Origin of the sequence: Lysinibacillus sp. Bpr_S20, from assembly GCF_023337835.1 — a bacterium.
GTDB lineage: Bacteria > Bacillota > Bacilli > Bacillales_A > Planococcaceae > Lysinibacillus.
In genome coordinates, this window is sequence record NZ_JALNLQ010000003.1 from 526,572 (window position 1) to 541,361 (window position 14,790).

A 14,790-nucleotide genomic window follows, 5' to 3' on the forward strand; every position below is an offset into this window, starting at 1 on the left:
CAATTATGCACCAGCATAATTACATTCAGCCGAGTTTGGATATCCGCTGAAAGAGTTAAAAGACCCACTCTATACCCTGTAACGTAGGCAGACGCTAATCCATACTTTATTCAGGATTAGAGCTCCGAAGTCCATTCACTATGTATTTGTACTAGTTTCCACCAACCACTAGTTCTCTATTAACAAATAATAATAGCTACTACTCTTCATCAAAGCTGATATCATGTATTCATTGTAAAATAAAAAAACTAACAATTCAATTTATTTTTTGTTACGAAGCCATTCATCTTCAGCTGGATTTGCTAGTATAATATTTAGTTCTTGAAAGATTTGGCGTATAGCAAATAAAATATCTTGTCGCACATTTAGCATCTCCGCCGTATCATTTGTTGTCACAAAGAAACGCACAAGGACGCGATAAGAGGTTGGATAAAACTCATCTATAAATACATGAATCATTTCTTTTTCTGTTTGAGCATGCAAATAAATTTCCTTTTGAATGGTACTTAAAGCACTTCGTAGTTTTTCCTCTTCATTTTCAGCAGCTACAAATAAAAATTGCTCACATTTTCGTTTTTCTCTTTTCGATAAATTATAGATTGGTCGATTTACCAAATAGGAGTTAGGGACATAGACAAGCCCTTTATCACCGGTTTGAATTAAAGTACTTCGAAGATTAATATCTTCGATGGTTCCTTCAATTTTTTGGTCCTCCGTTGCTATCCAATCGCCAATTTGAAATGGGTTATCTAATGCGACTGACATCCCACCAAAAACATGTGCGAGTGTATCTCGAATACCAAAAGCAATCGCGACACCAGTTAAGCCAATCCCAGTTAGAAAGCCATTCAAATTAAAATCCCAGAAAGAAGCAATCGTAAACATCGCCAATATCATAATGAGCACTTTCCCTATACGAAGAAAGAAAGGTAACAGGACATTTGGTTCCTCATCGTTATTCAATGGTAGTGGCTGCTTTGTATAATAATTTAAAACATCGTATACGCCTTTGAAAGCAAAAAAGACCATAATCGACAATACAAAGTTTTTAGTTGCTACATGTGTAAATAAAAAGATTTCTAATAATATTGATAAGCTAAGTACAAAAACTGCAGACATAAATGCATAGCGAATCGCTTTATTAAATTGTGCGAGTACTGTTGCCTGAAAGTTACGCTGACGATTTTTCAGAAATGTAACAGTACGATTAATCATTTTCTTTATAACAAACTGCTGAAAAAACCAACCAATTACACAAAGTGCAACGGCAATAATAATTTCCATCCACGTTGGGGTTGAAATATCGGGTAATAACCATTTCAATGAATTCAAATTTTATTCTCCTCTAATTACTATGTATATTTACAGAAAAGGAGCCGATCAACATTGACGATCAGCTCCGTTTTTATTGAATTGCATCATCCGCAAAAAAAGCCTTATTAGCAAACCAAAATTGCTGCTCATTAAAATTATGCTCATGCATTGCGATTACCGAAAATTCAGCATGATACGTACGTTTCATTTCCTCCAGTACAGCCTTCGCTTGTTTTCCAACGAGATGTTGCCCATCGATTGGAGTACCTTCTGTAAAAATAATAATATCCGCTTCTGTACAATGTTGATTTTCTTGGAGTAAGCCTTTTACAAATTGAAGCACAGGCAGAACCGCAGCTTCTCCCTTTGCCTTATATTCAATAAAATCCTTAAAATCGGATAAATTTAAATGCCCGTCTTCAAATCGAAAATGTACATGAACTTGACAGTCATATGGAACGATATATAAATCTCGACGTTCACGATGCGCGCTCATAAATAACGGTAAAATTATGCTTTTACAAAGCGCAGAATATGCCGCCATACCAGTTGTTTGCTCAAGACAGATAATAATTGGTCCTGTTTCTTTTTTATATTCATTAAACGGAACATATAGGATATTTCCTTTTTTTATTGTTTGACGATTAAGCTTTCGTCGCCTTGCTATCTGCCACTTTCGCTCATAATACAAGCGCTGCTCTTTTCCATTGGCCAATCGTTCGGCTTGCTCAACAGCTGGTATATTTTCATAAATTTCATGCATGATATCTGCCAATTCAAGTGCAAATGCTGCCATCTTTCGTAAGGTTTCACTCTTGTAAAAATAGTCAATAAAAAAATGTTGTTCCTTATCACTTAATTCCTCAAGATGTAAGTTTTCATATAGAAAACATAAAAAATCACGTTGTTCTGACGTGAATTCCAGATCAAATTTTTCTAAGAGTGATTCTACAGCGTCTTTCACGAAGCAGCACCTCCTCAGCGCAATTTTTCGGATAATGTCTATAGTATAACCAAAATAATTTTTTGACAATACATTAACGCTTACAGTATTTTGACGCTATTTTTATTAAAAATGTTGCTATTACTTAATCATATCTTGAGCAAGGTTTTCTCGAATTAAATGTTCGCACTTCTCTTATAATCCTTCCTTTGTATCACTATAAATAGAATGACTGATATGACAGAAGATACTTACTATGAAGAGTGTTTAATTGGAGTGGAGGCTGGGCGACTCCTTAGGGATCAGCGTACAGATGAGACCCTGGAGCGAGCAACGCGAGTGAAGCGGCTCATCGGACGCCCCTAGGAAAGCGCCCAGTCGGAACGGAAATTAAACACTCATTTTATTTAAGTGCCATATTTTATTTAATAGGATAAATTTGTTTTTAACAATATGAAAAAAAGAGCCTATCATCGGCTCTTCTCTAACTAATTATTTAATTCATAATGTTTACCTTTAACTAAGTAAAATAAGTGTTCAGCAATATTTGTTGCATGGTCAGCTGAGCGCTCTAAGTATCGGCAAACAAATGTTAAGTGTGTGATTTGAGATATATGTGATGGATTTTCAGCTCCTGCACGTAACAATAGCGTTATTGTCGCTCCATATAAATCGTCAACGTAATCATCTAGTTCCGCAATTTCCTTGGCACTAACAGTATCTTCATCTGTAAAGGCTTTGATTATACTCTCTAGCATTTCTACAGTCTTGGTACACATCGTTTGCAAATTTGTTGTAGGGAAAACAAGCGGATCTTTTCCAATACGGATCGTTTCTTTTGCAATATTCACCGCATAGTCCCCTACTCTTTCCATATCAGCTGATGCTTTAACAAGTACCATGAGGCGACGCAAATCAGTAGCTACGGGCTGCTGCTTAGCAATCATTAATATAACACGGTCATTGATTTCTTCTTCAAGACGATTGATGATTAAATCGTCCTCAAGAATTTTTAGGGATGTCTCTAAATCCTGATTTAATAATGCTTCAAATGCTATTTTAAGGGCATTGATACTACTATTAGCTATCTCAATAAATTGTTCTTGGACTTCATTTAATTCCTGTTCAAAACGTTCACGCACTACCATCTTATCTCCTCCTTAGCCAAAACGACCTGAAATATAATCTTCAGTACGTTGATCTGCTGGTGTTTGGAAGATAACGTCTGTTTTATCGTACTCAACGACCTCTCCGCTTAGGAAAAATGCTGTACGATCAGAAATTCGTGCCGCCTGTTGCATATTATGTGTCACGATAATAATGGAATAATCTTTTTTCAACTCTTGTACAAGTTCCTCCACTTTTAATGTAGAAATCGGATCAAGTGCGGATGTTGGCTCATCCATTAAAATAACATCTGGTTCAATCGCTAAACAACGAGCAATACAGATCCGTTGTTGCTGTCCACCTGATAAACCATATGCATTTTGATTTAAGCGATCTTTTACTTCATCCCAGATTGCTGCACCGCGTAATGATTTTTCAACAATTTCATCAAGAATTTTTTTATTTTTTATGCCATGGATACGTGGGCCATAGGCTATATTATCGTAAATTGACTTTGGGAATGGGTTTGGCTTCTGGAATACCATACCTACACGAGTGCGTAATTCCTCAACAGTATAGCTTTTATCTAAAATATTGCGCTCACGATATACTATTTCACCTGATGTTCGAACACTCGGTACAAGCTCTACCATTCTATTTAGCGTTTTTAAATAAGTAGATTTCCCACAGCCTGAAGGGCCAATTATAGCTGTTACTTCATTTTCATAGATGCTTAAATTGATGTCTTTTAAACCATGATGATCCCCGTACCATAAATTTAAATTACGTGTATCGTATACTACTTTTTTAGCAACATCAGTCGATGGCTTTGTAGCCATATGAATCGATTTGACAATTGAATTTTCCTCTTTTATACCCAGTACCATAAGGTCACCTCATTAATAACGTTTTTGGAATTTATTTCGAATAAAGATAGCAATAGAGTTCATTAGTAAAAGCACTGTCATAAGAACTAAAATACCGGCTGCCGCTACATATTGAAATGCCTCTTGCGGACGTTTTGCCCAATCGTAAATTTGCATTGGTAAAGCTGTGAATTGGCTTAATAAACCATTAGGTAAAAACTGTAAAATAACAGGAATTCCAATAACAACAAGTGGTGCCGTTTCACCAATCGCACGAGACATCGCTAATATACTTCCTGTTAAAATGCCAGGTATGGCTGCCGGTAGCACAACATGCAATATCGTTTGCCATTTTGTCGCACCCATACCATAAGAAGCTTCACGTTGTTCATTCGGTACAGCACGAATAGCCTCCTGCGCCGCAACAATGATCACTGGCAAAATTAATAAACTCATTGTTAAACCGGCTGCTAAAACACTTTTCCCTAGTCCTAACATTCGAACAAAAATAGTTAACCCAAGTAAACCAAAAACAATGGAAGGTACACCTGCTAAGTTAGAAATATTCATACGAATAAAGTCATTTAGTCTATTTTTCTTTGCATATTCCTCTAAATAGATCGCAGTCCCTACACCTATAATAATCGACACTGGCGCAACAACTGCCATCAGCCAAAGTGAACCTATTAAAGCTGCCTTAATACCCGCTTTATCGGCAAAACGTGAAGCAAAATTTGTTAAAAAGTCGATATTTAAATAGTCGACACCTTGTGTAACTATACGATAAAGCAAAATAGCTAGTGTCACTAATGCAAAGGTCGTAGCTAAGAAGAATAATGACTTCCAAACTTTATTGAATGTAATACGTTTTGTCATTCGTTTCATGACGACCGTGTCATCCATATAGCGCATGCTAGTAAACCTCCCTGAAGCGTTTAGAAATATATTGAGCAAGTAAATTCATCACTAAAGTAAAGATAAATAATGTGAATCCGACTGAATAAATCGAATAGTAAATTGTCGTACCATAGCCAGCATCACCTGTTGCAACTTGTACAATATACGCAGTCATCGTTTGTATCGAGTCTGTCACATCTAAATTGAATTTAGGTGTAGATCCGCCTGCAAGTGATACAATCATCGTTTCACCAATTGCCCGGGAAATGGCGAGAACAACTGAAGAAATAATGCCTGATAATGCAGCTGGTAATACTACTTTTATCGCTACTTCAAACTTTGTTGCTCCAAGAGCTAGGGCTCCTTCTCGCATACTATTCGGGACAGATGACATCGCATCCTCAGAAAGTGACGTAATCATGGGTAGAATCATAATACCTACAACAATACCCGGACTAAGTGCATTAAAAAGTTTTAACCCTGGAATAATCTGCTGTAGCATCGGTGTTACAAATGTTAAGGCAAAGAAGCCATAAACGATTGTTGGTACACCTGCTAACACCTCTAAAATAGGCTTAACCGTACGTCTTATTTTTTCGCTTGCATATTCACTTAAATAGATTGCAGAAGCGATGCCAAATGGTACTGCTACAACAACTGCAATAAGTGTGACTTTCAATGTTCCAGCAATTAAAGGTAATATCCCAAATAACGGTTCCTTTCCTGAAAACGGTAGCCACTGTGTACCAAATAGGAAATCCGTAATCGAAACACGTTTAAAGAATTCAAACGTTTCAAAAATAAGGGTGAAAACAATGCCAAATGTCGTCAATATTGAGATAAGTGCCGCTGAAAATAATAGAGTTGGCATTGCTTTTTCCACTATTTTCTTTATTTTTTTATTGCGCGAATTTGCAATTAATTGCTGCACAGATGATGTCTTGTTTTCTTTTTGAGAAACCATTGGGTGCTCCTTTCAAATAACAGAGGGAAAGAGCATACATCTCTTTCCCTCTATGCATGTCTGCTTATTTTAAGCCTTCTAAAGTTTTTAAAGCTTCACTATATTTATCTTCTGGTAGACTGACATAACCTACTGCTTCTGCCATATCTCCTGCGTGCTCAAGTGTATATTTGATAAAGTCATATGCTGCTTCACTTTCTTTCATAGCACTATTTTTCACGTATACGAATAGTGGTCGTGAAAGCGGTGCATATTCACCAGATTCAATTGATTTATTTGTTGGCTCAATGCCGTTTACTTTCACAATACTTAACTTATCTTTATTTTCTAAGTAGTACGCGTAGCCAAAGAAGCCGATTGCGTTTTTGTCACCCGCTACACCTTGAACTAGCATGTTATCATCCTCTGATAATGTTGCTGATTTTGCTAGATCAGCACCATCTAAAATCACTTCATCAAAGTAATCGTATGTCCCCGAATCAGTACCCGGTGAGTAATACACGATCTTTTCATCTGGCCAAGATGGATCTATATCAGACCATTTTTTAGGTTTCCCATCTTCCACCCAGATTTTCTTTAATTGCTCAACAGTTAAATCTTTCGCCCAATCATTTTCAGGATTCACGACAACTGAAATACCATCATATGCTAAAGGAAGTTCTGTAAAAGCAATTCCCGCTTTCTCTAGTTTCGCTTTTTCTTCATCTTTTATATGACGAGATGCATTAGAAAAGTCTGTCTCACCTGCGATGAATTTTTCAAAGCCACCACCAGTACCAGAAACACCTACCGATACTTTGACATTTGGTTGAGTCCCTGCATACTCTTCAACAACTGCTTCAATAATTGGTGCAACAGTTGATGAACCATCTCCAGAAACAGCTCCTTGCAGTTTTTTGTCAGCAGCATCTTGTCCTGAGCTCGCAGGTGCGTTTGTTTCCCCATTGTTACCCTTTTGTGCAGAGTCACTATTACATGCACCAAGCATTAATGCTGAACCCATTACCGCTGTCATCGTTAAGTACTTCCACTTTTTCATCTCATTTGCCTCCGTCATTAACATTTTTATAGTTGTTTGTCTTACAATCTTTACTATAATGACTAAATGTTGAAGTCGTATAAACAGTTCGTAAAAGACACGTAAAGGAATGTAATGCTTTGTAAATGATTGTAAAGATGAATTTACAATTGCAAATCATTTCAGCCGGGCATAATTTTTCCGAATTTTCATAACACTCCTTTTTGAAAATCTGTTTTTCAATTAGTAGAAAGCACTGTATATGGATGAGATAATACTTGCTTCCTTTTAGAAAGATGCTATAATAAGCAATTGTGTCAGGAAATAATCTATGAGGAGTTTGACTTTGTGATTAAACATGCAAAAGTACAAAATGCCAATTACTTTAAAACGTATTTAACACTTGTTATGGAACATCGAGAATTCACTCTACAGGAAGCCGTTGATTTTATGGTAGAGTCTTATTTCTGCAATAATATAGAGCTTTATGGAATAAAACCAAAACAACAATTTGAAATAGCTATTCAGCAATTATCTATATAGTAAGTTTTTATATACAAATAATTAAAACACGGTATGAAAATAATGATCTTTCATACCGTGTTTTTTTGTGGATAATCAATTATGCTCAGCTTTGTGCTTAGGCCTGACGGATGCAGGTCGTTAGCCGTTATCGCATGCGATGATTTTTAAGCTAACATCCTATGTGAAATTCCGTGACAAAAGTTCAAGAAAACTCTGAAACTGTAAAAAAACCGCTAGGCAATGAAATGCACTAGCGGTTTCTCTTATTTTTCCTCGTCTTCACCAATTTTGTCTTTTGTAATAGCAGGTAGAATTGGTTGTTTGACATTACTATCTGTCATTTTTTCAGCTTGATATTTTGCTTTTAACTCAAAATATTTATCTACAGATTCTCTAGCAATAACATTATTATGTGACAAATGTTCACGCCCTGTTGTTGCCCATGGAATGACAACAGCATAGGCAATTTCAGGATTTTCATAAGGAGCAAAACCGACATGTGTTAAAGTAAGTGCTTGCGTACCATAATGCTCTTTTAACGGTCCGAAATACACTACCTCAGCTGTTCCTGTTTTCCCTGCCGCTGTATATGGTGCATTTGCAAACTGAGCTCGAGCTGTACCCTTTGCACCTGTATAGACACGACGAAGCCCTTTTTTCACATAATCAATTTCAGCTGGTGAATTATCAATATGATTTAAAATTGTTGGTCCTATTTCTGTTACTAATTGGCCTAGTGATTCCCCATCTTTTGAAGGCTCATGTATTTCCTTCACAACATGTGGCTGAATGCGATAGCCACCATTTGCGATTGTCGAGATATACTGTGCCAATTGTAACGGTGTATACGTATCATATTGTCCAATCGCTAAGTCGAGAGCTTTACCTCCATAGGTTGGACCTGTTGGACCTTGTACCCCACTAAATTCGTTTGGCAAATCAATCCCTGTGTTTACACCTAACCCGAATTGTGCATAAGAATTACGCATTTTTGGGAATGTATTATCATTTAAACGAAGAGGCATTCCATAGCTATATGGTGTTCCATTAATAAGCAAAGCTGTTTTAAACATAAAAACGTTTGAAGATTGCTCCAAGGCATTTAAACCATCCATTGAAATATAGCCACCTTGGTTAAAAATTGATTTTTTAATTGGCGTATTTAATAAATGGATTGGTTCATCTCCTAATACAGTTTTTGGTGTAATGGCTCCTAGCTTGTAACCTGTTAGTAATGTTGCCGCCTTAACTGCAGACCCTACCTCATAAGCTGTTGTAAAGGAACCATACGAATAATCGATGACTTCATTTTTCCCTGTTTCAGGATTTTTCTCGATCTTCTTACCAACCATTGATAAAATATCGCCTGTATTTGGGTCCATCATGACTAAAAAGGCACGATCAAGTAAATACGAACCCCCACGTGATTTTAATTTTAACAATTCACGCTCGACAATTTTTTCAGTTTCTAATTGTAGCTCACTATCAATTGTAAGTTTCAAATCATTACCTGGCTTACCTTCAAAGGTAGTAACGGTATCGACTATCTGTCCTTTTTTATTCGTAATGTTTTTAACTACTGATTTTTGTCCTTGTAGTAAATCTTCATATTGTGCTTCAATATAACTTTCACCAACACGGTCATTTCGTGAATAATCACGAGCTAAATAATAATTCAGCTTTTCTTTCGGAATCCCTTTTGCAGGTACAGTTGTGCGTCCTAAAATTGCGAGTGATGATAATTTCAAACGCTTCCAGTCAGTTGTTGTGTTAACACCTGGTAGTTGCGTTAAACGCTCAGAGACACGTGCAAATTCATCGGCAGATACATTTTCACTCTTTATAATTTGTGGTGATAAATTGTAGCCTGCTATCATCTCTCGGAAGATAGCTAATACTTCCATATCTTTTTCTGTCAATTGCAATAATTCTTCATTTGTGATTCGTTCACGAACAAGTTTATCTATCTGTGCATTGACTTGACTTTCCGTTACGTTTTCTTGAGCTCTAATTTTCTTTTTTTCTTTATCAGTTACCTTTGCATAAGCAGCGTCATGATTTTTTATGATCCAAAAATCCTGTTTATCACGTAAAGTGACACGGTTTGTTGGCTGCTCAATCAATTGTGCCAGCTTTTCAGCTATCTCTATCATTTCCTCTGTTTTTGTCGACGGCATTTTCGTATACGTAATAGCGTTTTCTGGTTGGTTATCCACTAAAATACGCCCGTATCGATCATACATACGTCCCCTTGGTACACTTGTATTAACAGGTACCTCCTCTTTACGCTCTAACTCGCTTACATACTCTTCCCCTTTTACGATTTGCATATAGCCAAGCCTAAAGATTAGCATCGAAAATACAAGAAATATAGCAAAGAAAAGGACATTCATACGAAATGTTAAATTAGAGTGATGTTTTGCTTTAACACTCGAAGCGCGATTTTTTCCCGGTGCTTTGCGCATATGTATTCCCCTCCTCATCTAATTACAATTTAAATACACGATACCTAGTATACCATTCGAAGGTACGACAGGAAAGCATGCACTTATGAATTTATGCTTGAAAACATCATTTATTTGACGGCACTTTAAGTGGAAAAGTTTCTGTTTTTTATCGATTGCTTTAAAATAGTTTTAAATAATTACAAAGGGGGAGGCACAGTGCAACGCCTCTCTTTCATCTCAACTGACACATGAACTGGTGTATTTCACCACTTTAACTTGCAATGAATACAACTAAGATTCTAAAAAGACAGCAAAAAAGGCTATGCCTCGGTGACTCATCACCTTGACATAGCCTTTATTAGACAAAAATTATTTTGCAGCTTGGAATTTAGCTTCCACTACATCCCAGTTTACTACGTTCCAGAATGCACCGATGTAATCTGGACGACGGTTTTGGTAGTTTAAGTAGTAAGCATGCTCCCAAACGTCTAAACCTAGAACTGGCGTTTTACCTTCCATCACTGGAGAGTCTTGATTTGGAGTAGATGTAACAGCAACTGAGTCACCATCAACGATTAACCAAGCCCAACCTGAACCGAAGCGAGTTGTAGCAGCTTTTGCAAATTCTTCTTTGAATGCATCGAAAGAACCGAATTTAGCATCGATTGCTTTTGCAACTTCGCCAACTGGAGTTTTAGAACCGCCTGGAGCGATTACTTCCCAGAATAATGTGTGGTTAGCATGTCCGCCACCGTTGTTACGTACAGCAGTTTGTTTATCAGCTGGAAGAGCATCAATGTTTGCGATTAGAGCGTTAATGTCTTTTTCAGCAAATTCAGTGCCTTCTACTGCTGCGTTTAAGTTTGTTACATAAGTATTGTGGTGTTTAGAATGGTGAATTTCCATTGTTTTTGCATCGATATGTGGTTCTAATGCGTCATAAGCGTAAGTTAATTGTGGTAATTCATAAGCCATTGTTAAGTTCCTCCCTAAAGTAAAGAAATAATTAGTACATTCTTAGATTATCAAAATTGGTCAAACCATTCAACGAAAAATACTTCAAATTGAAGATTTCAGCCTTTTGACTGAAAAACCGATACGTTTACTATCCTACCCCGTATCTTTAATGGTTAAACTATCGAGAAGAAATTTATATCGCTATAAAGAATATAACGATCATAACAATTTGAATCACTGCTTTTGCAATTGTGGATGCTAAGAAACCAACAAGAGAACCAACACCGCTTTTCACTGCCTCTCCAAATGTACGACGCTCTACGATCAACTCTGCAATTACCGCTCCTAAAAATGGCCCTACTAATATACCTACCACCGGAATGACGAACGGGCCAATTAATAAACCAATGGAACTTCCCCACATACCTGCGTTTGAACCACCAAATTTTTTAATACCGAAGGCATTGGCTAAAGAATCGGCAACAAATAATATAACCACAAATATTATTTCACTCGCCCAGAACCACCAGCTTAGTTCCGCAAATGAAAAAAATAATCCATAGACTAAAAAACCGCCGATTAAAAAAAGCACACCTGGAATTATCGGGTATACCAATCCAACAAATGAAATGATAAAGCAGGCAATCACTAAGATCCAGCCAACAACTTCCATAAAAATTCTCTCCTTTTGTCGTGCATCAGGTTACTTAATGAGAAGAAATTGACGTAAGCTGAATCATTTCCGCTACAATTTGCTATAAATGCGCTTACATCGCTCAAGAATCCCTTGCTTTCCTAATTAACCAGCATAAAATTAAGCATTGCCTTTTATACGAATCCACAAAGCTAAAAGTTTCGTTCATTTATTGTCGAATCCCCAAAATGGAGTCCGCTATATTTACAGCATGATCTCCTATACGCTCTAAATTGCTAACGATATCTGTATAGACGATTCCGGCCGCTCCATTACATTCACTTGTATTTAAACGCGCAATATGCTTTTGTCTTAGTTTATCTTCCATATCATCTATTAAGCTTTCGAGCTCAGTTACTTCCTGTGCCAAACTCAAACTGGCAGTATCTAGCGCCGCGATACTCTTTCGTACAGCTTCAATAGCTAAGCTAAACATCCCTATTAAATCTTGTCGAGCTGACTTACTTAAACTTACCTCATGATGATCTTTATATTGTAAAAGCTCTAAAATATTTTCAAAATGATCGCCAATTCGTTCGATATCTCGCACATTTGTTAGAAGGGTATGGTGTCTTACTGAGTCTGCTCGAGAAAGTGGTTGCTTAGACACCATCACTAAATAATTCGTAATTTCCTTGTCCAAATGATCGAGGGCTACTTCTAATTGTAAAACAGTAGGAACATGAGCAGCCTCACCCGTTTTCATATATAAAAATGTTTCCTCTAAACCATGAAGTGCATGTTCCCCCATACGTAACACTTCCTCCTTCGCTTGCCCTAAAGCAATCGCTGGAGAGGAATCAATGAATGATGGATCTAAATGCTTTGTTGTCACATCAATATTTCCATCATGCCCAGGCACTAACTTCGTGACAAGTACAGCCAATCCTCCGATAAATGGTAGTTGGATCATCATATTAATCAAGTTAAATGAGCCATGTGCTAACGCTATTTGCATTTTCGCTTCTAAGTGGAATAGCCCGCTAATCCACTGAACGTAATGCATAAATGGGGTAAAAAACAGCATGAAAATGATTGTACCTATAATATTAAATAGCACATGTGCTGCCGCCGCACGTTTGGCATATATAGAAGCACCAAGTGAAGCTAATACTGCTGTTATGGTCGTGCCTATATTTTCACCAAATAAAATAGGTAAAGCATTCTCTAAGCCAATCAAATGCTCAGCGTATAAGCCTTGCAGCACACCAACAGTTGCTGTTGAGCTTTGGACAAGCAATGTAAAAACCGTTCCAAGGAAAATCCCTAAAATAGGCAGATTACTTAGATGTAGCGTTAACGTTGCAAAGTCCGCTAATTGATGAAGTGACTGCATGCTTGCACTCATTAACTCTAATCCTAAAAATAGTCCGCCGAAGCCAAATAATATTTGCCCGATATACTGATACGTCGCCTTCTTAAAGAAAAATAACAACCCTGCTCCAATCGCCAATAACGGATAAAAATAGATGCCGATATCAATACCAATAATAAATGAAGTTATTGTCGTTCCAATATTTGCCCCCATAATGACACCGATTGCTTGACGCAATGTTAAAAAACCTGCGCTCACTAGTCCAACCGTTATTACCGTCGTTGCAGAGCTCGACTGGATACAAATCGTCACAATTATGCCTACTAACACGCCCATTAAAGGATTTGTTGTAAAACGATTCAACCATTCACGCAGCCGATCATCTGCTGATTTTTGGAGACCATCCCCCATAAATTTAATGGAAAATAAAAAGACTCCTAAACCGCCTAAAAATTGAAACAGTATGCTTTGCCAATCTATTGTCAATTGTATTCGCTCCAATTCCTACATCTCTACTTCTAATCTTTAAATGATAGTTTAGAAAAAGTAAAGAAAACCTTTAACTTCTTTACACAATATTAACATTTCATTGAATCATCACCAAAAAGTGTGGTTGATGTCCTAGGTGCGCCCAGTCTCCACTCCAATCAACTTATTTACATAGTATATGTTTTAACAAAAGTCATCCACCACTTTTGGTGAACATTTGATTATCGTATTCTCAGCAATTATTACTTATTTCATATCTTGTCAAAGTTGAACATGTTAGAATAGCGATTGGAGGAGATATGTTTATGAAACACTCACAACTATTGATCGATAGCTTAATTCATCCCAAAAAACTTGCTGCCTATCGTTTATTACCTATCGGAAAAGTCATTCAATATACCTTTCTTCTAATTACTATTGTGACTGTTTTCTCTTTTGGTCGCTTCACAGCCGGGATGTCGGTTGATACATTTGATATGAATAGTTTAAATGGTATAACTGAATACATAGAAGGCGTTAAATGGGTATTGTATCCCGTGACATTCATTATGCTTTTTGTTTTTACAACGATGCTTATTTTTGCACAAATAGCTCTCTATGCCTTAGCAGGTCTACTGATTTTAAAAATCATGAAACGTCGCGGAGAATACCGACACATTTGGCGTACTTCAACATTTGCCATGACTTGGGCAATTCTAATAAGTATGCTATCAGATTATCTACCGATAAACAGTACAATTATTTCTGTTTTTTCTTTACTGTTAACTATGACTCTACTAATCATAGCCATCACAAAATATCCAAAACAACCAATTACAAAATAATAGGCATGAATCCCCTCTCTTCTAAATATAGTGTTAGAAAAGGAGGGGATTATTTGCGTGCTTTAGTGTTAACAGCTATTATCATTATTTTTGCTTTTGTCGCGAAAGTAGATTTGACAGAAGGTTCACTACATCTTGCTGCCTTTTATCCAAAAAATAAAGAAAATGCCCTTTGTGAAAAGCAGCGAGAACCAAATTATATTACTGTACAGACAATTCAAGGCGATACCATTCACAGTTTATTTGCACTCCATCCTGCCAAAGTACCCATGACCTTTCCAGAACGTTTACAATTATTTTATGAATTAAACCCTCATTTACAATTACAGGCACTCGTTCCTGGTGAAAATATTAAGCTTCCACTGTCATTTGAATTTGAAAACAAATGCGGAAATTGAAAAGTTAACGTTTCTTCCTTGTCCTTATTTTC

14 protein-coding genes and 1 other annotated feature (1 of these 15 cut by a window edge) are annotated in these 14,790 nt (G+C 36.8%); of the genes, 3 read left to right on the plus strand and 11 right to left on the minus strand.

Annotation, left to right across the window (positions count from 1 at the left end; genetic code table 11):
• Window positions 1-222 (minus strand) — a binding site (T-box leader); it reaches 44 nt to the left of the window's first position.
• Window positions 223-261: 39 nt separating this feature from the next.
• From MWJ95_RS10665 to MWJ95_RS10695, 7 genes are all read right to left on the minus strand, one after another.
• Window positions 262-1,332, minus strand: coding sequence for a mechanosensitive ion channel family protein (locus MWJ95_RS10665; protein WP_249105495.1), 1,071 nt, complete (start codon window positions 1,330-1,332; stop codon window positions 262-264).
• Window positions 1,333-1,405: 73 nt separating this feature from the next.
• Window positions 1,406-2,278, minus strand: coding sequence for a vWA domain-containing protein (locus MWJ95_RS10670; RefSeq protein WP_249073576.1), 873 nt, complete (start codon window positions 2,276-2,278; stop codon window positions 1,406-1,408).
• A gap of 467 nt (window positions 2,279-2,745) precedes the next feature.
• On the minus strand, window positions 2,746-3,405 hold the full coding sequence (gene phoU / locus MWJ95_RS10675) for a phosphate signaling complex protein PhoU (protein WP_249073575.1): 660 nt from the start codon (window positions 3,403-3,405) through the stop codon (window positions 2,746-2,748).
• 12 nt (window positions 3,406-3,417) lie between these two features.
• The gene (pstB, locus tag MWJ95_RS10680) at window positions 3,418-4,203 is read right to left on the minus strand and encodes a phosphate ABC transporter ATP-binding protein PstB (RefSeq protein ID WP_249074082.1); all 786 of its coding nucleotides are present in this window, start codon (window positions 4,201-4,203) and stop codon (window positions 3,418-3,420) included.
• Window positions 4,204-4,263: 60 nt separating this feature from the next.
• Window positions 4,264-5,142, minus strand: coding sequence for a phosphate ABC transporter permease PstA (gene pstA, locus MWJ95_RS10685; protein WP_249073574.1), 879 nt, complete (start codon window positions 5,140-5,142; stop codon window positions 4,264-4,266).
• A 1-nt stretch (window position 5,143) separates the two neighbouring features.
• Window positions 5,144-6,091 carry a phosphate ABC transporter permease subunit PstC gene (gene pstC, locus MWJ95_RS10690; RefSeq protein ID WP_249073573.1) on the minus strand — a complete coding sequence of 316 codons (948 nt, stop codon included), beginning with the start codon at window positions 6,089-6,091 and terminating at the stop codon, window positions 5,144-5,146.
• Between the two features lie 64 nt (window positions 6,092-6,155).
• Complete coding sequence (locus tag MWJ95_RS10695) at window positions 6,156-7,130, minus strand: PstS family phosphate ABC transporter substrate-binding protein (RefSeq protein ID WP_249073572.1); 975 nt, start codon at window positions 7,128-7,130, stop codon at window positions 6,156-6,158.
• 327 nt (window positions 7,131-7,457) lie between these two features.
• Between MWJ95_RS10695 and MWJ95_RS10700 the strand changes: the two genes are divergently transcribed.
• On the plus strand, window positions 7,458-7,652 hold the full coding sequence (locus tag MWJ95_RS10700) for a hypothetical protein (protein ID WP_249073571.1): 195 nt from the start codon (window positions 7,458-7,460) through the stop codon (window positions 7,650-7,652).
• A 245-nt stretch (window positions 7,653-7,897) separates the two neighbouring features.
• Here MWJ95_RS10700 and MWJ95_RS10705 read toward each other — a convergent pair whose 3' ends face one another.
• From MWJ95_RS10705 to MWJ95_RS10720, 4 genes are all read right to left on the minus strand, one after another.
• The gene (locus MWJ95_RS10705; protein ID WP_249105497.1) at window positions 7,898-10,099 is read right to left on the minus strand and encodes a peptidoglycan D,D-transpeptidase FtsI family protein; all 2,202 of its coding nucleotides are present in this window, start codon (window positions 10,097-10,099) and stop codon (window positions 7,898-7,900) included.
• Between the two features lie 351 nt (window positions 10,100-10,450).
• Entirely contained in the window at window positions 10,451-11,056 is a 606-nt protein-coding gene (locus tag MWJ95_RS10710) for a superoxide dismutase (protein ID WP_249073569.1), read from the minus strand.
• A gap of 175 nt (window positions 11,057-11,231) precedes the next feature.
• Window positions 11,232-11,711, minus strand: coding sequence for a DUF456 domain-containing protein (locus MWJ95_RS10715; protein WP_249105499.1), 480 nt, complete (start codon window positions 11,709-11,711; stop codon window positions 11,232-11,234).
• Between the two features lie 190 nt (window positions 11,712-11,901).
• On the minus strand, window positions 11,902-13,533 hold the full coding sequence (locus MWJ95_RS10720; protein WP_249073567.1) for a Na/Pi cotransporter family protein: 1,632 nt from the start codon (window positions 13,531-13,533) through the stop codon (window positions 11,902-11,904).
• 308 nt (window positions 13,534-13,841) lie between these two features.
• On the opposite strand from MWJ95_RS10720, the gene MWJ95_RS10725 reads away from it, so the two are divergent.
• Together MWJ95_RS10725 and MWJ95_RS10730 are read left to right on the plus strand one after the other, a co-directional pair.
• Entirely contained in the window at window positions 13,842-14,360 is a 519-nt protein-coding gene (locus MWJ95_RS10725; protein ID WP_249105501.1) for a DUF1189 family protein, read from the plus strand.
• 53 nt (window positions 14,361-14,413) lie between these two features.
• Window positions 14,414-14,758 (plus strand): hypothetical protein, encoded by a 345-nt coding sequence (locus MWJ95_RS10730; protein ID WP_249073565.1) that lies wholly within the window; start codon window positions 14,414-14,416, stop codon window positions 14,756-14,758.
• Window positions 14,759-14,790 lie beyond the last annotated feature (32 nt).